Genomic DNA, 20,678 nt, shown 5'->3' on the forward strand with positions numbered 1-20,678 from the left:
CAAATATAAAGGCTCTTATGCTGAAAATGAGTTACAATCGACTGTAATTTTTAAATTAAAACAGCGTTCTTTACAGTGGGATTTTTAAGCAACAGCATGGACAAAAAGGTTTTATTGGTTTCTGTATTTTTATTGATAAACCTGGCATTGACGGCCCAGCGAAAAGACCTTTTGACTTTTGAAGAAGCTGTTTTTGATTTTGGTCTTATAGAAGAAGCTAGGGGCCCTGTAACACATAATTTTCAGTTTCAAAATACGAGCGAGAGGCCTGTAAAAATATTGGCCGTGAAACCATCTTGTGGTTGCACTACACCAGACTGGACAAAAGAAGTAATAGCACCGGGAGGAAAAGGTTTTGTAGCGGCTAAGTACGATCCTAAATCTCGCCCGGGACATTTTAATAAGACACTAACCATAACAACTGACGGAGGTGGAGATGCGCATGTACTAACCGTTAAAGGAAATGTAGTATTAGAAAATTACTATAGTCCTTTTCGTGAAGCAAAGGGTAATTGGAAGCTGATCAGCACAGGCTTTAATATGGGTAAAGTTTTTCTTAAGGATGAGTATACATGGAAGGAATTCGAAGTGGTTAATGGGGGAGATGCTCCTATTGTTATTACCGGGGAGCCAATTGTTCCAACCCATACAAAAGCAGAACTGTCTTTTTCAACATTGAAACCTGGTGAGAAAGGCACGATACGTATTGGTTATAATGCAGGTAAAAGGAATGTATACGGATTTCAAAGCGATAATATTGAGTTTTTGACTGACGATAAGGATATGCCTCGCAAATCTTTCTCTGTATATGCAACAATAGAAGAGTATTTTCCTGAACTATCAAAAGAAGAATTAAGCAAAGCACCGCGATTGCTATTGCCTCAGGAGATACTTGACTTTGGTAGATTTAGATCGGGTACCATTGTAGAGAAGCAAGTTATCTTCAGTAATAACGGTAAAAAGGATCTCCTGATTCGATCTATTCAAAGCAATTGCCAATGTGTTGTAACTACGATGAATAAAATGAGCATCGCACCAGGTAAATCAGAGGTGATGACTATTAGATTTAACGGAGAACAACGCAAAGCAATACAACAGAAGTTTATAACTGTATACAGCAATGACCCTGCAAATCCAGTACAAAGGATTTCAATTACTGCTTACATAGAGAATTAGTAGATATGCAGATTTGTTGATTAAAATTTTAAATCGTTGATGGGTGAAGGTTATTAGTTGTTCGGGTATTGCAATAAACCTTCAACGCTAGAAACTGCATTGCATAAGCCTTGGTGTTTAGCCTACTTCACTTCTTAGGTTACCCAATGAAGCGTTTGTGCTTTAACAGGATTTACAAATTCTGTTTTATTCTGTTGCGATAAATCCCATTGTCTTTTTAATTCATGGTACCAACGTGCCTGCATATCAGGCTCTCCCAAGAGCATGAGTGTTGGTTTTGTTTCCAAGCCTCTTTTCAACTTATTGAATACACCTAAATCCTGATGGATGAACTGTTTACCCAAATAGCGTAAAGGCCACCAGATGTATTTTACAATAGGAATGGTGGTGAAGAAAATATGATTAAGTTCTGTTGCGTTTTCGTTGATAGGTGTGAGACAGGTAATGGAGACAATTTCGTGTTTACCAACTTTAATATGCTCAAAGCGATTACCGGGAAGTTGAAAGTCAATTTCAGTTGAGCTCTCACCCAAAACACTATAACCTTTCGAGTTGGAGGAGGGCTTGTGTCTGACCATTTTAAAGCCCTTTTCAGAAGGTGCAAAGTCTTTCGTCTTGAGCTTAAGTTTTTTAGCTGAACGCCAATACCACGATTGATGCACAAAAGTAACGTGTGCCGGATCTATCAGACCAATAACAGCATGGTCAATATCGGTTGGCATAGACACTTTTTCAACAAACATAAATTGCTTGTCATTAGGAATCAGTAAGTCAGGAACGCTCATTTCAGCGCCTTGTAATTGTAATTTGTTTTGCGGAATATAAATCCAGATAGTGCCGTTAATTTCTTTACATGGATATTCAAATACCTTGATCTTCTTAGTATCAAATTCTTTGTCTGCCAATGCCGGTATGTTTAAGCAATTACCAGAGCAATCAAACTCCCAACCGTGGTAACAGCATTGAATGCGATTGTCTTTATACCAACCTTCTGAAAGCGGTACACCGCGGTGCGGACAATTATCGCGCAACGCAAAAGCTTCACCCTTTTCATTTCTTCCAAAAGCGATACGTTCACCAGCTATTTCTTTAGCAGTTAACTTACCTGCTTTTAAGAAAGAACCATGCATGGCAAAGTACCAGAGATTTTTTAGGATAAGTGATTGTGTCATATTAGCAATTGTTCCAAAAATACGGATTTAGTGCTTAAGCTGATCAGGAATTCTAGCCAAAACAAATCAGACAACCCCAAAACGATAAATGATTTTCTGATCATATATATGACCTGGTTCTAAAATGACAGAGGGGAAAGCAGGTTGGTTTACGGCATCGGGAAAATGCTGAGGCTCAAGACAAAATGCAGTGCGTCTTTTATAGGTTCTACCACTTTGACCTGTTTCAGTACCATCCATAAAATTACCCGTATAGAATTGCATACAGGGTGCGTTGCTAAATACCTCAAGTGTCCTGCCACTTAATAGTTCTTCAACCTTTGCTGCTTTGCTTAGCGCCTCACCATTGTTGGTTATTACAAAGTTATGATCGTAACCTTGACCATATCGTATTTGCTCATGATTAGATTCTATATTTTCGCCAATGCGTTTGGCTTTTGTGAAATCAAATGGGCTGTTTGCCACGGATTTAATTTCTCCTTTAGGAATCTGGTATTGATCTAAAGGTGTGTAGTGATCGGCACTGATCATTAAGCTATGATCAAGGATATCGCCTTCACCTTCTCCAGCCAGGTTAAAGAAACAATGGTGCGTTAAATTAATGGGAGTCGGTTGGTCAGTAATTGCCTTTAGTTCAATGATGAAGTCATGATCTACTAATGTGTAGGTTACCTCGGTTTTTACGTTACCCGGATAGTTCTCTTCGCCATCTTTGCTTGTGTAGACGAGCACTGCCTGATCTGGTTTTATGGATTTGATTTCCCACTCCTGATTATGAAAGCCTTTAGGCCCGCCATGTAAGTGATTCGGGCTATTGTTAATATCAAGGTTATAAGATTTACCATTCAAAGTAAATTTACCCTCACAGATTCGGTTAGCCACTCTTCCAATAATGGCTCCATAATAAGGATTGCCTTGCATTAAATTCACGGGGCTCAATACTACATTTTCGTGCTTGCCGTTGCGGTCTGCACAAGTTATTGATGTGATCCGTCCTCCCAGTTTTACGAAGGATAATTTGATTTTATTTGATTGGATATTAAAGGTTTCCATATGACTATCAATAAAAAAGCCCCTTTCGGGGCTTTTCACTTTTTATATCTTTCAATTATTCAGCTGAATCAGCAGGAGTAGGTTCAACCGGCACCGCATTTGAGTTAGGAATAGGTTGTTGTGCAGGTGCTTGTTCACCAGCTGCATCAAGTATTTCATTAGAACTTCTTATGCTTGGAGTAGTAAGGTTGGTTGATAACGCTAAAACCATAATTAAGGCTATTAATACCCAAGTCGCTTTTTCCAAAAAATCGCCAGTTTTTTTAACACCAAACATGTTGCTGGCACCTGAACCACCAAATTGACTGGTAAGTCCACCACCTTTAGAATTTTGTGCTAAAACTACAACTACAAGTAAAAAAGCGAGGAAAATGATGAAACCGATAATAAGTGTGTACATGACTATTGCTTAAGTTCTTCAATTTGAGCCGCAAAGTAAGCCTTTTTTTGTGGAAACTTCCAAATTAGCTTTTTAAGGACTTCTATGGCTTTCTCTTTTTTTCCTTGTCTTTTAAGTATATCCACCAGGGTTTCTGAGATTATTTGGTCTCCAAACTCCCCTTGTTTTAGAGATACTAGATCTTCTGCCGGAGCCGAAGCTGCTCTGTCACGCATGCTACTGATGCTAGGCTGGGCTTTAATAAATTGATCTATGAGTTGAATTTGCTCTTTTTGCTTATTGTTTTCAGGTTTTAGCCTTCTTTTGCTAATTTCTATTTCATGAAGCAAGTCATCGTTTAGTGTTGCGCTTTTTAACACTATTTTTTTTTTTTCGAGGCTTGGTTTGGACTTTTTTTTAGCGCTAACCTTCCGTGAAGCCTTGGCTAACTTCTTGGGGCTGGCTTTAGTCTTCTTTACCGTTTTGGCTTTTTTAGGCTTAGTCTTTGAATTTGTTGACTTAGCCGCTTTTGTCTTAACCTTTTTAACAGCTTTGGCTGCAGCTCTTGTTTTACGTGCGATGGCGCTTACCTTTTTTGCTGAGGCTTTATCTGAAGCATCGTTGCGTTTAGTTTGCTCATCGTATAATAATTCAAAATTATGCTTCAATTCATGTAGTATCTCAAGGTCGTGTACGACTTCTTCTGCATAGTCGTGATATTCAAGACTTTTAGTTGACACCTTAACAGCAGGGGTAGAAGATTCGGTATTGCTACTGATTTCCCCCGACATGATTTGTTTTAACACGTGTCTGTCGGCACTATATACAGCCGCCATCTGTAATTCCTCTTTCTGTGTAGCCAAGTCATGATCTTTGCTTAGGCGTGCAGCGAGGGAACGTAAAAGCTGGCTATAGGGATATTCCTTCTCGAGTAAAAGAACCTGCTCAGCTTCCTTTTGAGTGCTTTTGGTGTAGCGATGAAGTAGTTCTTTAAATTCGGTTTTAGTCATTCCCTAGGTTTCGGATCAGAGGTCTAAAATAGGGCAATTTTTACCAATTGGCAACGGAAGCTGTAAAGATATCCAGAATTATCTGGTCAAGTATCTTATTAATAACGGCTTCGCTAATGGCATCAGGAGAGATGTCATTGTCTACGTTTTCGTAAAATGAAAATGTTTTGTCGCGAAATGACATGCTATCATCTGTATTATTAATGTAAGTAACTTTTACTGTGATACTTAGACGGCTAAGGGCGGCCGCGTCTCTTTCATTTGGATTAGCAGCTGCGGTTGGCGCCACGTCAACAATGCGAAAATCGGTAACAACACCTTCCATATGCAATTCTCCATTATCTGGCACAAAAGCCAGACTGGTGTTTTGCAACATGTAGTCTTTTAACTTGTTGGTAAAAGTCTGGCCTATATTGGCCGGCCCTAAATCGGTGTTATTATAAAATTCGCTTATAGAGATATTCTTAGCTGTAATTGTAACACCTGAAAAAGAGTAAACACCACATGAGGTAGTAATTATACTCAACAAGATTGTTAATACTATACTAAGTGGTTTTTTAAAAAAGGAATTGAACATGTGCCAAATGGTTGAATTACTCTTCAAGTTCGTATTGTTTAATTTTTCTATACAAAGTTCGTTCAGATATACCCAAATCGCGTGCCGCATATTTACGTCTGTTGTTGTTCTTGCGTAAAGCCCGCATAATCAACTCTTTTTCTTTCTTTTCAATAGAAAGATTGTCTTCTTCGGTTTCATGGGTGATGTCGTGAATTTCTTCATCAACATCATCTGTGGTATTTGTATTTACGTTTCCGTTAACCGGATAATTCAACACTAATGGCTCACTGCCTGAAGCCGCTGATGAAGTATTCTCCTCTATACCATCAAACAAATGTGAGTGCTCCTTAATAATTTGTCCGGCTTTTCCCTGGTTGTTGTACAGATCAAGCACTAATTTTTTCAGGTCAAGTACATCCTTCTTCATATCAAAGAGTACTTTATACAATATGTCACGCTCTGAGAAATTCTCTTTGTCGGCACTATCCCTGTAAATTGCTGGCAGGCTACTTTCTCTTGGAATGTATTGCAATAATTTTTCTGCATTAATATCCTTGTCATCTGTTGAGAGCACACTGATTTGTTCAACCAGGTTTTTCAACTGACGGATGTTACCAGGAAAACGATATTTTAATAAAACCTCTTTAGCATCGGCCGTTAAGGTGATAGGCTTCACTTTATACTTTTCAGCGAAGTCACCTGCAAATTTTCTGAATAACAATTCTGTATCGCTGCCGCGTTCGCGCAATGGTGGAACATAAATAGGCACAGTGCTTAAGCGGTAATAAAGGTCTTCTCTGAATTTACCTTCTTCCACTTTGCGCATGAGGTTTACGTTTGTCGCGGCAACTACACGCACATCTGTCTTCAATACTTTGGAAGATCCGACTTTAATAAATTCTCCATTTTCCAACACACGCAATAGACGTGCTTGCGTGCCCAAAGGCATTTCGCCAATCTCATCCAGGAAAATGCTTCCACCATTGGTTACTTCAAAATAACCTTTGCGTGCTTCGTGTGCACCAGTAAACGACCCCTTTTCATGGCCAAATAATTCTGAGTCAATGGTTCCTTCCGGAATTGAACCGCAGTTAATGGCAATGAATTGACCATGCTTGCGTGCACTCAGGTGATGAATGATTTTTGAAAACGATTCTTTTCCACTACCGCTTTCACCTGTAATCAATACAGACATATCGGTAGGCGCCACCTGCATGGCTACGCGTACAGCATTGTTAAGCAGTGTTGAATTACCAATAATGCTGAAACGTTGTTTTACACTTACTATTTCTGAATCTGTAATCGTCATTTTAAATTTATCTGTTAATTGTTAACAGCCTTATTTACGACCTCACCAATTAAGGTGCCGCCTGTACACTCTTTCACAAATACATCAACATACTCACCCTTTTCATGGTTTCCTTTGGGGAATACAATTACTTTATTGGTAGTAGTGCGGCCTTGTAAATCATTAGTTGAACGTTTTGAAAAACCTTCAATCAAAACAGTATAAACTTTCCCAACATCTTTCAAATTGCTTTGAAGTGCGTGTGCGCGTTGCTTTTTGATTACCTCATCCAGTCTTCTGGTTTTTGTGGGTAAGTCAATGTCATCTTTATACTTCTTCTCAGCCAGTGTGCCCGGACGTTCCGAATAGTAAAACATGTAAGCAAAATCAAACTGTACAATGTCCATCAGCGAAAGCGTTTCCTGATGCTCTTCTTCAGTCTCAGTACAGAAACCGATAATCATGTCTGATGAAATGCCACAATCATCACCCAATATTTCTTTGATGCGCTGAATCTTGCCCAAGTACCACTCGCGTGTATAGCCACGGTTCATCATCTCTAAAATTCTGCTGCTGCCACTTTGAATAGGGAGATGTACGTACTTACAAATATTTTCGTATTTGGCTATGGTATATAGCACATCATCTGTTATGTCTTTAGGATGCGAGGTTGAAAAACGTACGCGCAAAGACGGACTTATCTGAGCCACCATTTCCAGGAGCATGGCAAAAGTAACGGTGTTACTAATGCCTTTTTTCTCAAGCCACATCTTGTTGTTTTCTTCAGGGCTCCATTTGTAAGAGTCAACATTCTGCCCTAAAAGCGTTACCTCTTTAAAGCCTTTGTCGAATAAGTCTTGTGCTTCGGCTACAATGGATTGCGGATTTCTGCTGCGTTCTCTACCGCGCGTAAAGGGCACTACGCAGAAGGTACACATGTTGTCGCAACCACGCATGATCGATACAAAGGCTGTAACACCGTTAGAGTTTAACCTAACAGGGCTGATATCTGCATAAGTTTCATCACGGGATAAGAACGTATTTATGGCTTTTTGTCCTTCATCTACTTGTCCAATAAGTTTAGGCAGATCGCGGTAGGCATCTGGGCCAGCTACTAGGTCAACAATTTTCTCTTCTTCTAGAAACTTGGATTTCAGGCGCTCAGCCATACAGCCTAATACTCCGACCAATAATTCGGGCTTGTGTTTCTTTAAGCCATGAATGTGCATTAGACGATGCCTTACTGTTTGCTCTGCCTTCTCGCGAATAGAACAGGTATTGAGGAAGATCAAATCGGCCTTTTCAATTTCTGATGTTGTGTCGAAGCCTTCATTGTGTAAAATGGACGCAACTATCTCACTATCTGAGAAGTTCATCTGACAACCATAGCTTTCTATATACAACTTGCGCCCCTTTCCTGTATTTTGGTCAGGTGTTGTTTTTACGGTTTCGCAAGCCTCTTCGCTGTTTTTATCAAGAATATCAAGGTTTGTAACTAAATTCTCCATGTCTTAACCCTTTCTAAGACGCAAAAATAAGGCTTTTATTGCATTATTTATGACAGATTGGCAGAATCCAATCCAAAATTATAAATTTTAAATTCCAAATTTGAAATTGGTCACATCCCTTCTTATCCTTAATCTTGAATTTATTAACCTTGAATTTAGAATCCTTTATGGCCATAATTAAATCAGTAAGAGGCTTTACGCCCAAATTCGGTAAAAACTGCTTTTTTGCTGACGGGGCTGTTATTGTAGGAGAAGTTACCATGGGAGACAATTGTACGGTTTGGTTTAATGCTGTAGTGAGGGGAGATGTTCATTCGATTACCATTGGCGATAACACTAATATTCAGGATGGCGCAGTAATTCACTGTACGTTTCAGAAAGCAAAAACTGTGATTGGTAGCAATGTTTCTATCGCGCATAAAGCTATTGCACACGGCTGTACCATTGAAGACAATGTCTTGGTTGGTATGGGCGCCATTATCATGGATGATGCGGTGATTGGTGAAGGCTCGGTGATTGCAGCGGGCGCCATTGTGCTGCCTAAAACCATTGTGGAGCCCGGCAGTATTTATGCAGGGATACCCGCCAAGCGTATTAAAGATGTAGGAGAGGAGATGAAGGAAGTGATTGCCAGAACAGCACGTAATTACCCTATGTATGCGGAGTGGTTTAAGGAATAGTAAAAATTTAAAAAAATGATATTCAATTTGCTTTGATTTAATACTGGTTTGTATTACATTATTTTACTATTTAGAGGATATGTCACTAAAAGAAAATAAAGGGTATTCAACAGAGGAAATCAATCAATACAAAGCCGAGATGAAAGCTTTGGGCAAAACTTTTTTATACGATGATGATGATGATCGTACTGAAGAGTATGCTCATTTCTTTTTTATAGGGAAAAATGAGGACAAAGAGGTGATCTATGATGCTGTATTGTATACGTTACGCATGCAACATGAAGGTGAATTATTCGAGATAGCTGAACACCGTGCCGCTCAGCAATTTCCTCAGTATAAAAAGATTGACTATGAAGAAGATGAAAACGGCAACCTTGAACCGCTGGATGATTTGGAAGAGGAAATAGGACTGTTTATGGCGGAGGTGATCATGGAGTTGGAGGAAGATGGTGCTGTAAAAGTGAAAGAGCACGTTGACAAAGACTTAAACGTAGATTTTGGGATAGCCCTTGATATAGGTCTTCACGTAGAAGAAGTTACCGAAGAGACTATTGAAATATTTATAAAGGATTTTAATGAAGGAACTCTCAGACTTGACCCGACTATTTACACTTTTCAGATGAAGGAGTCGGTTTAGTGGTTGAGCGTTGGTCGTTGTTGGTTGTTCGTTTTTAGTCGCTCGTATTAGTTGTAGGTAAATTTCCTAAAATCAGGTAATCGAGATCATATCATGTTATTGACTATTCTACTGTAAAGTCAGATAGCCATATAATTGTCTACTTACAATTTTTTGTTAGTTGAGTTCGGTGGCCTTGAACCTTCGATCAACCAACAACTAATAACGAACAACGATTCTAGTAGTCACCCACAGTCTCCTCCAACTGAGCAAGTGCTTTCTTTAATTCCTCATCATTAGGCGCGACACCATGCCACTTGTGCGAGCCCATCATGTAGTCTACACCAAAACCCATTTCGGTACGCATCAAATTAAGTACAGGCTTGCCCTGTTTAGCTAATGACTGTGCCTTTTCTATTCCGGCTACAACGTCTTCCATTACATTGCCATTGAATTCATTAACAATCCATCCAAAAGCTTCCCACTTTGCTTTTAAATCAAGTAGGTTGAGTATATCCTTTACAGGACCATCAATCTGCTGACCGTTGTAATCTATGGTAGCAATAAGGTTATCTACTTTATTGTGAGCGGCATACATGGCAGCTTCCCATACTTGTCCTTCTTGTTGCTCGCCATCACCCATTAACACATAAACGAAACGATCGTCTTTATTAAGTCTTTTGGTTTGTGCAGCACCAATGGCTACTGAAAGACCTTGTCCCAGCGAACCTGACGCTACGCGAATACCTGGAAGATGTTCGTGTGTAGCAGGGTGACCTTGTAATCTTGTATTTAGAAAACGGAATGTTGATAATTCTTTAGGATCGAAGTACCCGGCTCTGGCAAGGGTTGAATACCAAACCGGAGAGATGTGGCCATTTGACAGAAAGAATAAGTCCTCCCCCTGAGCGTCCATTTTAAAGCTCTTGTCGTGCTTCATAAAATGGAAGTAAAGGGCAACAAAATACTCTACACATCCCAAAGAACCACCCGGATGTCCTGATTGACAGGCGTGTACCATGCGTACTATGTCGCGTCTGATCTGAGAAGAAAGCTTCTTAAGGGAGTTAATATCTGTAGTGGCCATGTCGATAAATTCTTGGCGCGAAGATGTAGGAAAAATGTTTTAAATCATATTAAAAATGCAGCCCAAAAGCAGGTTGAGCTGCATTTTTAACGATAAAGAACAAAAAAACGTTAAGGGGTGTCTATTTTTTACTTGCTGCTTTTTTACCAACTTTCTTGACTGTCTTTTTAGCTACTTTTTTAGCTGTTTTCTTGACAGGCTTTGGTTTTGTATTAGAAGTTTTTTTAGGTGGAGACTGTACTTCACCTAAAATCTGTGAAGCATGAATCTTTGATTCGACCTTTTCAATTACTTCCTGTATTATCCCCTTTTCATCAATTACAAAAGTTACCCTTGCTGTTCCCATATAGGATCTGCCATACATTGATTTTTCTATCCAGGTTCCATAAGCATCGTGCATCTTCCTTTCGGTATCCGCTAATAGGCTAAAGGGTAGTTTCTCTTTTGCAATAAATTTCTGGTGCGATTTAGCAGTATCAGTGCTTACGCCCAGCACTTCATACCCTGCTCGTTGCAATACCTTATAATTGTCTCTTAAATTGCAGGCCTCTGTAGTGCAAGTTGGGGTTGCATCCTTAGGGTAAAAATAGAGCACTACTTTTTTACCTTTAAAATCGGTGAGTTTTACGATGTTGCCATCTTGATCAGGGACACCAAAATCTGGTGCCTTGCTGCCAACTTTTAGAAATGCCATAGTTAAGGGATCAGTTGTTTATACGTTGCAATATTACCGGCACGATCGCTCACAACTATTACCAAGTCTCCTTTAAGAAGTTCCTCCTTATTGAGTCGCTCAGATTTTATTGTGCCGCTTTTGCCATCAAAGTGCATTAACAACCATTTTCCGTTTATGTTTGCTTCGTAACGTTCTATTCCAGAAAGATCATCCTTAATTTTGAAGCTCACGTTCGAACGATTTACAACTATGGGTTTAATGCTTGGGGGAATGGTATCTTGTGCTAATTGGTAAATTCCAAACTCACGCGTATTGAATTTTATTCTATCATTAACGACACTACCGCCAGCAAAACTAAGCTCGCTACCAGTTCTTCGATAGACACTCCAATTCTTTGTCCAGCTTTTGCTCATGTCATGTTTCCAGGCAATACTGATATAACGATGCAATGGAATAAGTGGGTCGCCTACCTCAATAAATTGTGTGCTGTCTTGTAATCTCCCTTCTCTAGCTTTTAAAAATAGCGTATCATAAATACTCCCTTTCGGGAAAAATATTTCTGCATAATCGCCATAATAAGTGTAGGCTGTTGTGGATGGTACCATCGCTTTAAAATGCGTGATTAGTTTTTCATTGCCAAGGTTAATAGAGTCAGGAAGTTTTTTAGTTAGATCAATAAGATAAGTGGAGGAAAATTTACCACCATAGGCCAATGAAATTGTGTCAACGATACCTTTACTGAACGTAACGGCTTTTACATCTTTCGCAAGTGCTTCATTTATAGATAAGCTAAGCGTATTGTCTTGTATTTCACTTTTAAAATTACCTTTTACGCTATTATCCAAAAGAATTAGTTGCTCAGGCTGACTTCCTTTTAGTTTAAAATTAAGTGTAGCTGAGTTTGAAAAAATATCTTTGTAGATAATCTTGATGGATTTTTCTTCTCCACTTTTTATTTTAATAACGCCTTTGTTGGCGGCTACTGGATAAAAGGGTAAGGTATTGCCGTCATCAACATACAATTTATAAAACTTATTGTTGTTGCCTCGCAATGTTCTAAAACTCAGTAAGGCATTGATAGTTCGGCCTTCGGTCAAGTCGAGTTTTTCAATTACTTGTTTGAAAATAAGTTTTTCATTTTCATAGACTTCTACAAAATTAACCCCGCCAAAGTATGGACTTCCTGTTGCGAGTTTATCCTTGGCCAATAGTTCTATTCCAATATCGCCATAAGCAAGAATAGGGTAGGGCAAAAAGAAATCATTTCCGTTTCGTTGAACATAAAATTCTGTTCTGCCGAAACGATCGTTAATTCTTGATTGTGTATTCAACGTTTTCAGCGCCAGTTTTTCTGTATAAGGAGCTGCATTATCGATAACCTCTGGAAAATTAAACGAGAGTGGATCCAATGCAAGATTGTTTTTGTCCCTGATATCAAAATGTAAGTGCGGCCCGCTTGAAGAACCTGTGTTACCTGAAAGTGCAATGGTATCTCCCTTCTTTACAGGAAACTGATTTTGTCTGAAGTATAAATCTATATCAAACGTTTTACGCCTGTATTGTTCTTGTAATACATACTGACCAACACCACCACTAAATGAGTCAAGATGCGCGTATACGGAAGTGTTGCCATCGGGATGACGCACATATAAAACATTACCATAACCACCAGCACTCATCGCTGCCCTTGAAATATAGCCGGATTGTGTAGCCAGTACAGCCAAGCCAACCTGATTATTTGTGCGGATGTCTATACCTGTATGAAAATGATTGGAGCGCAATTCACCCAGTGTGCCTGCTAGTGAAGCAGTTTGCCCCGGTTGTATAGGGAAAAGATAGCGGTCAGTTTGAGCGATCACGAATTGATGTGCACAAACCAGAAAAAGGAAAATTAAATATCTCATTAAGTCAAAAAAATTAGGTAGCCCTTATGCTACCGCACGATTACTTCACCTCAAAATCTAATAGCGTTTCACCTTCAATGGCTGCACTTAGCTTATTACCTACAATAACAGGACCAACGCCCTTAGGAGTTCCAGTGAATATAAGATCTCCTGTTCGCAGGGTAAAAAATTTGGACAAATAAGTAATGATATAGTCGAAATTGAACAGCATTAGGCTGGTGTTGCCTTGTTGTTTATTTACACCATCTATATCCAGACTAAAGTTGATGTCTTGAAGGTTCTTAAAATCACCGACTGGTATAAATTTATCAGAGATAGGTGCTGAGCCATTAAAGCCTTTGGCAATGTCCCAGGGTAACCCTTTTTCTTTGGCTTTTTGCTGTAAGTCCCTGGCTGTGAAGTCAACACCAATACCAATGGCATCAAAATATTTAGACGCAAATTTCTCTTGTACATTTTTACCCTCCTTACTGATACGCAGCACCAGTTCAACTTCATAATGAATATCTTTAGAAAAGTCAGGGTAGTAGAAAGGTGCATTGCTGCGCAGAATGGCAGTATCGGGTTTGGTGAAGATAACAGGCTCATCCGGCCTTTCGTTATTCAACTCTTTAATGTGCTCTGCATAATTGCGTCCAATGGCAAATATTCTCATAGCTTATCCGTTGCTAAAACTTAAAGTTCAAATCTATTAAACAAAAAATGAATAGAATTGTATTTTTACACAAATCACAAGCCTATGTTTAAAAAGGTAGTATTTCTTTTTGTGGCTGGCATTATATGCTATGCTTGCACTACAGTACCGGTAACAGGACGATCTCAGCTGAGCCTGGTCTCGAATAGCGAAATTATTCCTATGGCTGCCCAACAATACGATGAAGTGTTGAAGAAGGGGCCTATTTCAAATAACAAAGAACAAACGGACATGGTAAAACGTGTTGGTTTAAAAATCCAGACGGCAGTAGAGAAGTATATGGCTGAAAAGGGAGCGACTTCAGAATTGAAAGGCTTTGAATGGGAGTTTAATTTAATTGATGATCCACAAACGGTAAACGCATGGTGTATGCCTGGTGGTAAAGTGGCTTTTTACACAGCTATAATGCCAATTTGTAAAGATGAAGATGGTGTTGCCGTAGTTATGGGGCATGAAGTGGCGCACGCCATTGCCAACCACGGGAGAGAGCGTATGAGCACCGGATTAGTACAACAATTCGGACTAAGCACCTTAGGAGCAGCGATGGGCCAGAACCCAGGATTAACATCTCAAATATTTGCGCAAGCTGTAGGTTATGGGTCACAGTTGGGTATGCTTAGCTTCTCACGTAAACATGAGTCGGAAGCTGATAGAATAGGTTTAATTTTTATGGCCATGGCAGGATATGATCCACAAGAGGCACCTAAGTTTTGGGAGCGAATGTCTGCCATTGGAGGAGGTCAAAAGCCGCCCGAATGGTTATCAACTCACCCATCTGATAATACACGTATAAATGACTTAAATGCTGCCATGCCGGAAGCATTGAAGTACTATAAGAAAAACTAATTGAAGACTTTCTAAATGAGCATTAAGCCTGGTAATATTTTTCATTAAAGGAAATCCAGGCTGCGTTAATTATTTAGAAAGTTCTTTTTATTTAATCCCCCCTTAAATAGAATGGCTACAGAAATAGAACACTTCAGAAATCTTGTTTCGCTTTCTGCAGCGGATGGAAAAATTGAAGAAAGCGAGCGTATTGCCCTTTCAAAAATTGCCTACGAGAGAGGCATACCCATGGACAGAATGAATGTAATGCTGAACAGGGCCAGCGAATACATTTATTTAATTCCTCAAAATCAATTGGAAAAAGAAAAGCAATTGCAGGAAATGATTGACTTTGCTATGGTAGATGGAGAATTTGCTAAAGCAGAGTTGGATCTCATTAGCACAGTCGCTGAAAGGCTCGGCTTTAAGAAAGAAGAATTAGATACTTACTTAAAAAAATCAGGTCACCACGGCTAGGCATTAACAAAACCTACTGCTAAGGTTTGTTAATTGAGCAGCGGCTTCTCTGATAATATAAATAGCCTCGTCTTCTAGTTCTCTAGGAAATTCTTTCAAGTACTCTCTCATACAGTATTATTATGCAATACTTTTGTTTCATGTAAACCGCATTCTTTTGCAGTTCCTTCCCACCACCATCTGCCTGCACGTATAGGTTCTCCAGGTAAAAGTGCACGAGTACAGGGCGCACAACCAATGCTTAAAAAACCTTTTTTGTGTAATGGGTTTACAGGGATATTGTGCACTTCGATATAAGCACGCATCTCTTCATCAGTCCAGTCCAGCAAGGGATTGTATTTAATCACCTGCATGGCTGAATCGTATGACACCTTTTGCATGGCTTGTCTGTTTTCAGACTGAGCACTGCGCAATCCTGTAATCCACACCTTCGTATTTTGTAAGGCTCTTTTTAAAGGTTCAACTTTTCTAACGTTGCAGCAGGCTTTTCTTTTTTCAACACTATCATAAAAACCATTGACGCCAGATTCTTGCACATATTTTTCAACGGCAGATGCTTGGGGAAAGTAAACTTCGATATCAACCTGGTAATTCTTTTGTGTAAGATCCAGTAAGTCGTAGCTCTCAGTGAATAGGCGACCTGTATCTAACGTAAATATTCTGATCGGGAGTTTTTCTTTTGCGATCAGGTGTGTAATCACCTGATCTTCTTCGCCCAATGCTGTAGAAAACGCAATCTGATCCAGGTGTTGACTTAGCCAACGCAATCCGTCATGCGGTGATTTTTGTTCAAGTTCATGTGAAAGCTCTCCTGTTGTATACATGACTACACCGTTTTTTGCGAAACCCTGACCCTGACTTTTTCCCAAGCGCGCTCATGAAGGTAATAGAGCAATACTTTAGAGAACACTTCAACCGAAGCAATAGAAAAGGCCAACTGCCATTGGCCTGTTATCAAATAGGAGATTATCCAGGTATCAATCGTTCCTACTATGCGCCATGATACGGCCTTGGTGGCACTAATCCAGCGGGCAGCTTCGTTAGGATTGCCCTTTGTTCGTGTATTTATCCAATGATCCAATAACATGGATCAAAAGTATTAATTATTTATAATCTATAGGAGTAATAGACTAATAATAATTGTTAAAAAATGTCAACGCAATGGTTTTCAATTACTTATTAAAATTCCTGAGTTTGATTTCGGTCAGTTTACGTTTGGTGTCAAGTGCGAAATCACCATTCATCATCCAATCGTAATAGGAGGGCTCTTCTTTTAATATTGTGCTAACTGCTTTGCCTTTATGCTTGCCAAAGTTAAATACCTCTTCACCTTTTTGGTTGCGCACCATACGGCCGGCCAGGTCCACCATTTCGGCACCCGTTAGTTTATGGAGACTATCCATGTCATTTCTTATCTCACCAACCTTTTTACCAAGGCCATCGGTTACATCTTGCCCGTCATAGCGTTCGATCTGTGCCAACAACACTTTCATAGTAGCTTCTGTATCGGCTTCGGCAGAATGTGCGTCCACCATATTTTCTGCTACATAAAATTTATAAGCAGCAGACAAGGTTCTTTTTTCCATTAAGTGAAAAATACGTTGTGAGTCAACAATGCGTTTTCTGGCATAGTCAAAATCAACACCAACCCTGAGAAACTCTTCTACCAATAATGGAATATCAAATTTCAAGATATTAAAACCCGCCAAGTCGCATCCTTCAAAAAATTTAGCATAGTCTTTAGCAACCTCTTTAAAAGTAGGTTTATCTGCTACATCGCTATCATTAATACCATGGATGGCAGTGGATTCTGGTGAAATCGGTATGGTAGGGTTTAGTAAATTACTTTTGCGCAACACTTCTCCATTGGGCATCATCTTAATAACGGCAATCTCAATAATGCGATCATTTGTAATGTTGATACCAGTGGTTTCAAGATCAAAAAAACAAAGAGGACTTTTTAAATTCAATTTCATATTAATGGGGAAGTGGTCAGATCAACTCGGAGGCCAGTTGATTAATATCAAGGCCACCAAAATTTCCTGAACTCATCATAAGCAGGTTTTTGTTTTTGTATTGCTGCTGTTTTAGAAAATTACTTAAGTCCTGAGCAGTGGTAAAAATCTGTAAGGCGGGATTGGCAAAAGCCTTCTTCAATTCGTCAGTGCTAATTTCTGGAAAGCCCTTGGCTTTTACTTTCTCAGGGTTAAAATAAACTACTGCAGTGTTGGCATTTTTAAAACTGTCCTTGTACTGGGGTAAAAAATTCTTGTTCAGACTGCTGTAAGTATGTAATTCGAAACAAGCGATAAGTTCGCGGTCATTATATAAATCCTTAACCGCTTTAATAGTGGCTTTTACTTTAGAAGGTGCATGGGCGAAATCCTTGAAAATGGTTGTGCCATGTACTTCCTTAACCTTTTGTAATCTTCCTGATGCACCTTCAAAACTTGAAACAGCTTCAAAGAACATTTCAGCAGTTATACCAATTTTCTTCAACGCTTCTTTTGCAGCACTTATATTCTGTAAATTATGTGTACCGAAGATTTTGATGGGGTACCTCTCTTTGCCATTAGTTAAATAGCATTTATGGTTCTCTTCAGCATGAGGATGTGTTTTATAAGGAATGGTAAAGACATCATGTCTCTCTTTCTTGCCAATCATTAAGGACATTGAGTCCTGTTCACAATAAATAAGCATACCACCTTTCGGAGTCTGATCACCAAACAAATCAAATTGTTTTACATAATCTTCTTCAGTAGGGAATACGTTGGCGTGATCCCAGGCTATTCCGGTAATAACACCAATATGGTGTTGATAGCGTAAAAATTTAGGTGTCGGATCAAGCGCTGATGACAAATATTCATCACCCTCTATTATAATGACTGGTGCATCCGATAGTTTAACCGTGTGGGTCAATCCCTCAACGCGTGCACCGATTACATAATCAAATTTACGTTTATGATAATTAAGCACGTGTGTGATTAGTGCCGTTGTGGTTGTTTTACCATGGCTACCGGCCACAACTACACGCTGTTTATCTCTCGATTGTTCGAATATGTATTCAGGAAATGAAAAAATCTTTAAGCCAAGTTCTTGAGCCTTAAGTAATTCAGGGTTTTCCTTTTTGGCATGCATCCCTAGAATAACAACATCATATGATTTATCCAGGATAGCAGGATTCCAACCTTCATAAGGAGGTAATAATCCTTGCTGTTGTAAAAAGGATCTGGAGGGTTCGTAAATTTCATCATCAGATCCGGTAACTGTATGTCCGGATTCTTTTAATGCTATGGCCAGGTTGTGCATAACGCTACCACCAATGGCTATAAAATGTATCTTCTGCAGTTTCACTGCCATTACTCAATGTTTTTGTGGCTAAAGTAATGAAAATTTGTCCACAGTACACAGCGCAGTTTTAATCACAATTGCTTGCCAGTCAGATTCTACTGATAATTCAATGTCGTTTACTTAAGCTCCGCTGGTACTCTCCCAAGGAGAGGCTAGGGTGAGGCCAAAATAAAAATAAAGCTTAAATAAACGGCCTTCATTGACAATTACTGACATGATTTGGAGAGTTATGAACATTTCCACATGGATGCTTTGTGCAGAACTTGTCTACTGTGTATCTATACATCGTTGTACGTTTGTCTCCCCTAAAAAAAATTAAAGAGCGTACAACAACCACTTGTATGGAGCGATCAGCACTGAGGATAGGTAACAAGTCAAACAAGTTAGTACCGAGAGACATCTCGGAAAGCTTAGGCAAATTGCCGCCTCAGGCGCTTGATCTGGAAGAGGCAGTGCTAGGTGCACTCATGCTCGAGAAAAATGCACTGAATGCTGTAGTTGAATTTTTAAAGCCTGAGCATTTTTATGTTGAGTCGCATAAAGAAATTTATTCAGCTATTGTAGAGCTCTTTAAAAACACAGAACCTGTCGACATGCGTACGGTGGTGAACCAGTTGCGCAAGTCCGGCAAGATTGATGTTATTGGTGGCCCTTATAAAATTGCAGAACTAACCTCTAAAGTAAGTTCTGCTGCTAACATTGAATACCACGCCCGTGTAATCATAGAAATGGCAATCAAACGAACTTTGATTACTGTTGCTTCACAGATTCACTCGGATGCATACGAAGACACAACTGACGTATTTGAATTATTAGATAAAACCGAGCAGGCTGTTTTTGAAATTTCTGATTCAAACCTGCGCAAGAATTACGATAACATGAAGAACCTCATGTATCGCGCTATTCAGGAATTACAAAAACTAAAAGAACACAAAGACGGACTTACCGGAGTACCTAGTGGTTTCACAGCACTGGATCGTATGACCTCGGGCTGGCAACGTTCTGATTTAGTGATCATTGCAGCGCGACCTGGTATGGGTAAAACGGCATTCGTAGTTTCTGCCTTACGTAATGCTGCAGTTGATTTTAAAATGCCAGTAGCCATTTTCTCTTTAGAGATGGCATCCCTTCAGTTGGTTAATCGTATGATTTCTGCAGAAGCTGAATTGGAAGGTGAAAAAATTAAGAAAGGTCAACTCGCTGATTTTGAGTGGCAACAACTTGTACACAAGACCAATAAGCTTTCTTCAGCACCAATTTTTATTGATGATACTCCCGCCTTATCAGTACTAGAATTGCGAGCAAAGTGCAGACGTTTAAAGGCCGAGCACAATGTACAGCTCATTATTATAGATTACCTGCAGTTAATGAAAGGCGATCAGGGTGGTAACCGCGAACAAGAGATTGCGTCTATCTCGCGTGCCTTAAAGGGTATAGCCAAAGAATTGAATGTACCTGTATTGGCACTGTCACAATTAAGTCGTGGTGTGGAAACAAGGGGAGGAGACAAGCGACCTCAGCTTTCTGACTTGCGTGAATCTGGTTCTATTGAACAGGATGCAGATATTGTAATGTTCTTGTATCGTCCTGAATACTATAAGATTGAAGTAGATGAAGACAATATGCCAACACAAGGCATGGGTGAGGTAATCATTGCAAAGCACAGAAATGGTTCTACCGGAACCGTTAAACTTAAGTTCATCGGTAAGTACACGAAGTTTGCTGATTTTGATGCTCCCTCTAACGATAGCCCATTTGAAGGCTTCCGAAAATTTGAAAGTCGTTTGAATACCGGTGACACTGAAGCGCCAGCAAGACCAGCACCACCTTCATTAGATGATGAAGACGCTCCGTTTTAAAGCTCGTAGCTATTATTTATTTGGTAGGCTTTTAGATATTCTCAAGTAACGACTGCAGCTCATTCAGGGCTTTGCGGTCGTTCTGCTTTTGCGCCAATGCTATACCTTTTTCTAAAATAGCCTGACCTTCCTCAAGTTGTCCAAACTCTATACTTAATAAACCGGCCTGGTAATAACTGGGCAAGTAATCCGAATGCTTATCCATTACATCCCTTAATATAAACATGGCCTCCGCTCGCTGAGTGTGTAGGTATTCCAAAGCCAAGGCATAGGGGTAAAAAGGATCGTTCGGATCTTCTAAAACCAGTTTTTTGAGCATTTCAATCCTTTGCGTATTCATAAATTTTGTAGGCATGCATACTAT

General features: G+C 39.5%; 22 protein-coding genes. 6 read left to right on the plus strand and 16 right to left on the minus strand.

The annotated features are described in order from the left end of the window. The first annotated feature begins 96 nt into the window (after positions 1-96). Positions 97-1,176: a DUF1573 domain-containing protein gene (locus tag SanaruYs_RS00875; RefSeq protein WP_127120621.1), complete on the plus strand. Its 1,080-nt coding sequence runs from the start codon at positions 97-99 to the stop codon at positions 1,174-1,176. Positions 1,177-1,310: 134 nt separating this feature from the next. Here SanaruYs_RS00875 and SanaruYs_RS00880 read toward each other — a convergent pair whose 3' ends face one another. From SanaruYs_RS00880 to miaB, 7 genes are all read right to left on the minus strand, one after another. Beyond that, positions 1,311-2,348: a Rieske 2Fe-2S domain-containing protein gene (locus SanaruYs_RS00880; RefSeq protein WP_127120622.1), complete on the minus strand. Its 1,038-nt coding sequence runs from the start codon at positions 2,346-2,348 to the stop codon at positions 1,311-1,313. Between the two features lie 66 nt (positions 2,349-2,414). Next, positions 2,415-3,440 carry an aldose epimerase family protein gene (locus SanaruYs_RS00885; RefSeq protein WP_127120623.1) on the minus strand — a complete coding sequence of 342 codons (1,026 nt, stop codon included), beginning with the start codon at positions 3,438-3,440 and terminating at the stop codon, positions 2,415-2,417. 16 nt (positions 3,441-3,456) lie between these two features. Beyond that, a complete protein-coding gene (secG, locus tag SanaruYs_RS00890; RefSeq protein ID WP_127120624.1) occupies positions 3,457-3,801 on the minus strand; it encodes a preprotein translocase subunit SecG in 345 nt (114 codons plus the stop codon). Between the two features lie 2 nt (positions 3,802-3,803). Beyond that, positions 3,804-4,790, minus strand: a complete 987-nt coding sequence (locus SanaruYs_RS00895; protein ID WP_127120625.1) for a DUF8458 domain-containing protein — start codon at positions 4,788-4,790, stop codon at positions 3,804-3,806. 40 nt (positions 4,791-4,830) lie between these two features. Further along, on the minus strand, positions 4,831-5,367 hold the full coding sequence (gene lptE / locus SanaruYs_RS00900; protein ID WP_127120626.1) for an LPS assembly lipoprotein LptE: 537 nt from the start codon (positions 5,365-5,367) through the stop codon (positions 4,831-4,833). A 16-nt stretch (positions 5,368-5,383) separates the two neighbouring features. Then, positions 5,384-6,658 carry a sigma-54 interaction domain-containing protein gene (locus SanaruYs_RS00905; RefSeq protein ID WP_127120627.1) on the minus strand — a complete coding sequence of 425 codons (1,275 nt, stop codon included), beginning with the start codon at positions 6,656-6,658 and terminating at the stop codon, positions 5,384-5,386. 14 nt (positions 6,659-6,672) lie between these two features. Continuing rightward, positions 6,673-8,145: a tRNA (N6-isopentenyl adenosine(37)-C2)-methylthiotransferase MiaB gene (gene miaB, locus SanaruYs_RS00910; protein ID WP_127120628.1), complete on the minus strand. Its 1,473-nt coding sequence runs from the start codon at positions 8,143-8,145 to the stop codon at positions 6,673-6,675. Positions 8,146-8,312: 167 nt separating this feature from the next. Here miaB and SanaruYs_RS00915 point away from each other — a divergent pair, with 167 nt between their 5' ends. Beyond that, on the plus strand, positions 8,313-8,825 hold the full coding sequence (locus SanaruYs_RS00915) for a gamma carbonic anhydrase family protein (RefSeq protein WP_127120629.1): 513 nt from the start codon (positions 8,313-8,315) through the stop codon (positions 8,823-8,825). Positions 8,826-8,904: 79 nt separating this feature from the next. Next, positions 8,905-9,462 carry a hypothetical protein gene (locus tag SanaruYs_RS00920; protein ID WP_127120630.1) on the plus strand — a complete coding sequence of 186 codons (558 nt, stop codon included), beginning with the start codon at positions 8,905-8,907 and terminating at the stop codon, positions 9,460-9,462. A gap of 217 nt (positions 9,463-9,679) precedes the next feature. Here SanaruYs_RS00920 and SanaruYs_RS00925 read toward each other — a convergent pair whose 3' ends face one another. The 4 genes from SanaruYs_RS00925 to SanaruYs_RS00940 all read right to left on the minus strand — a co-directional run bounded on the left by SanaruYs_RS00925 (position 9,680) and on the right by SanaruYs_RS00940 (position 13,763). Next, positions 9,680-10,528: a transketolase gene (locus SanaruYs_RS00925; RefSeq protein ID WP_127120631.1), complete on the minus strand. Its 849-nt coding sequence runs from the start codon at positions 10,526-10,528 to the stop codon at positions 9,680-9,682. Positions 10,529-10,649: 121 nt separating this feature from the next. Further along, a complete protein-coding gene (gene bcp, locus SanaruYs_RS00930) occupies positions 10,650-11,222 on the minus strand; it encodes a thioredoxin-dependent thiol peroxidase (RefSeq protein WP_127120632.1) in 573 nt (190 codons plus the stop codon). Positions 11,223-11,224: 2 nt separating this feature from the next. Further along, entirely contained in the window at positions 11,225-13,108 is a 1,884-nt protein-coding gene (locus tag SanaruYs_RS00935; RefSeq protein WP_127120633.1) for a M23 family metallopeptidase, read from the minus strand. A 40-nt stretch (positions 13,109-13,148) separates the two neighbouring features. After that, positions 13,149-13,763, minus strand: coding sequence for a fumarylacetoacetate hydrolase family protein (locus SanaruYs_RS00940; protein ID WP_127120634.1), 615 nt, complete (start codon positions 13,761-13,763; stop codon positions 13,149-13,151). A gap of 84 nt (positions 13,764-13,847) precedes the next feature. Between SanaruYs_RS00940 and SanaruYs_RS00945 the strand changes: the two genes are divergently transcribed. Further along, positions 13,848-14,648, plus strand: coding sequence for a M48 family metallopeptidase (locus SanaruYs_RS00945; RefSeq protein WP_127120635.1), 801 nt, complete (start codon positions 13,848-13,850; stop codon positions 14,646-14,648). Between the two features lie 111 nt (positions 14,649-14,759). Continuing rightward, a complete protein-coding gene (locus SanaruYs_RS00950) occupies positions 14,760-15,104 on the plus strand; it encodes a hypothetical protein (RefSeq protein WP_127120636.1) in 345 nt (114 codons plus the stop codon). A gap of 107 nt (positions 15,105-15,211) precedes the next feature. Here the strand turns inward: SanaruYs_RS00950 and SanaruYs_RS00955 are convergent, their stop codons facing one another. The 4 genes from SanaruYs_RS00955 to SanaruYs_RS00970 all read right to left on the minus strand — a co-directional run bounded on the left by SanaruYs_RS00955 (position 15,212) and on the right by SanaruYs_RS00970 (position 18,464). After that, positions 15,212-15,928 carry a phosphoadenylyl-sulfate reductase gene (locus SanaruYs_RS00955; protein ID WP_127120637.1) on the minus strand — a complete coding sequence of 239 codons (717 nt, stop codon included), beginning with the start codon at positions 15,926-15,928 and terminating at the stop codon, positions 15,212-15,214. Positions 15,929-15,930: 2 nt separating this feature from the next. Further along, positions 15,931-16,191 (minus strand): DUF2061 domain-containing protein, encoded by a 261-nt coding sequence (locus SanaruYs_RS00960; protein ID WP_127120638.1) that lies wholly within the window; start codon positions 16,189-16,191, stop codon positions 15,931-15,933. An 85-nt stretch (positions 16,192-16,276) separates the two neighbouring features. After that, entirely contained in the window at positions 16,277-17,080 is an 804-nt protein-coding gene (locus SanaruYs_RS00965; RefSeq protein ID WP_127120639.1) for a 3'-5' exonuclease, read from the minus strand. A gap of 16 nt (positions 17,081-17,096) precedes the next feature. Then, positions 17,097-18,464 carry a UDP-N-acetylmuramate--L-alanine ligase gene (locus tag SanaruYs_RS00970; RefSeq protein ID WP_127120640.1) on the minus strand — a complete coding sequence of 456 codons (1,368 nt, stop codon included), beginning with the start codon at positions 18,462-18,464 and terminating at the stop codon, positions 17,097-17,099. A gap of 332 nt (positions 18,465-18,796) precedes the next feature. On the opposite strand from SanaruYs_RS00970, the gene dnaB reads away from it, so the two are divergent. Continuing rightward, a complete protein-coding gene (gene dnaB / locus SanaruYs_RS00975; RefSeq protein ID WP_127120641.1) occupies positions 18,797-20,314 on the plus strand; it encodes a replicative DNA helicase in 1,518 nt (505 codons plus the stop codon). Between the two features lie 31 nt (positions 20,315-20,345). Here the strand turns inward: dnaB and SanaruYs_RS00980 are convergent, their stop codons facing one another. Continuing rightward, positions 20,346-20,654 carry a tetratricopeptide repeat protein gene (locus tag SanaruYs_RS00980; protein WP_127120642.1) on the minus strand — a complete coding sequence of 103 codons (309 nt, stop codon included), beginning with the start codon at positions 20,652-20,654 and terminating at the stop codon, positions 20,346-20,348. Between the last annotated feature and the right edge of the window lie 24 nt (positions 20,655-20,678).

The sequence above is a fragment of the Chryseotalea sanaruensis genome, assembly GCF_003990915.1.
Lineage (GTDB): Bacteria > Bacteroidota > Bacteroidia > Cytophagales > Cyclobacteriaceae > Chryseotalea > Chryseotalea sanaruensis.

Bases quoted from the DNA above. Each gene is read 5' to 3' on its own strand.
- SanaruYs_RS00875 (WP_127120621.1), top strand. From the start codon at position 97: ATGGACAAAAAGGTTTTATTGGTTTCTGTATTTTTATTGATAAACCTG.
- SanaruYs_RS00950 (WP_127120636.1), top strand. From the start codon at position 14,760: ATGGCTACAGAAATAGAACACTTCAGAAATCTTGTTTCGCTTTCTGCA.
- SanaruYs_RS00895 (WP_127120625.1), bottom strand. From the start codon at position 4,790: ATGACTAAAACCGAATTTAAAGAACTACTTCATCGCTACACCAAAAGC.
- secG (WP_127120624.1), bottom strand. From the start codon at position 3,801: ATGTACACACTTATTATCGGTTTCATCATTTTCCTCGCTTTTTTACTT.
- SanaruYs_RS00915 (WP_127120629.1), top strand. From the start codon at position 8,313: ATGGCCATAATTAAATCAGTAAGAGGCTTTACGCCCAAATTCGGTAAA.
- SanaruYs_RS00945 (WP_127120635.1), top strand. From the start codon at position 13,848: ATGTTTAAAAAGGTAGTATTTCTTTTTGTGGCTGGCATTATATGCTAT.
- SanaruYs_RS00960 (WP_127120638.1), bottom strand. From the start codon at position 16,191: ATGTTATTGGATCATTGGATAAATACACGAACAAAGGGCAATCCTAAC.
- SanaruYs_RS00905 (WP_127120627.1), bottom strand. From the start codon at position 6,658: ATGACGATTACAGATTCAGAAATAGTAAGTGTAAAACAACGTTTCAGC.
- bcp (WP_127120632.1), bottom strand. From the start codon at position 11,222: ATGGCATTTCTAAAAGTTGGCAGCAAGGCACCAGATTTTGGTGTCCCT.
- SanaruYs_RS00925 (WP_127120631.1), bottom strand. From the start codon at position 10,528: ATGGCCACTACAGATATTAACTCCCTTAAGAAGCTTTCTTCTCAGATC.
- SanaruYs_RS00935 (WP_127120633.1), bottom strand. From the start codon at position 13,108: ATGAGATATTTAATTTTCCTTTTTCTGGTTTGTGCACATCAATTCGTG.
- SanaruYs_RS00920 (WP_127120630.1), top strand. From the start codon at position 8,905: ATGTCACTAAAAGAAAATAAAGGGTATTCAACAGAGGAAATCAATCAA.
- dnaB (WP_127120641.1), top strand. From the start codon at position 18,797: ATGGAGCGATCAGCACTGAGGATAGGTAACAAGTCAAACAAGTTAGTA.
- SanaruYs_RS00880 (WP_127120622.1), bottom strand. From the start codon at position 2,348: ATGACACAATCACTTATCCTAAAAAATCTCTGGTACTTTGCCATGCAT.
- lptE (WP_127120626.1), bottom strand. From the start codon at position 5,367: ATGTTCAATTCCTTTTTTAAAAAACCACTTAGTATAGTATTAACAATC.
- SanaruYs_RS00940 (WP_127120634.1), bottom strand. From the start codon at position 13,763: ATGAGAATATTTGCCATTGGACGCAATTATGCAGAGCACATTAAAGAG.
- SanaruYs_RS00970 (WP_127120640.1), bottom strand. From the start codon at position 18,464: ATGGCAGTGAAACTGCAGAAGATACATTTTATAGCCATTGGTGGTAGC.
- SanaruYs_RS00955 (WP_127120637.1), bottom strand. From the start codon at position 15,928: ATGTATACAACAGGAGAGCTTTCACATGAACTTGAACAAAAATCACCG.
- SanaruYs_RS00965 (WP_127120639.1), bottom strand. From the start codon at position 17,080: ATGAAATTGAATTTAAAAAGTCCTCTTTGTTTTTTTGATCTTGAAACC.
- SanaruYs_RS00980 (WP_127120642.1), bottom strand. From the start codon at position 20,654: ATGAATACGCAAAGGATTGAAATGCTCAAAAAACTGGTTTTAGAAGAT.
- miaB (WP_127120628.1), bottom strand. From the start codon at position 8,145: ATGGAGAATTTAGTTACAAACCTTGATATTCTTGATAAAAACAGCGAA.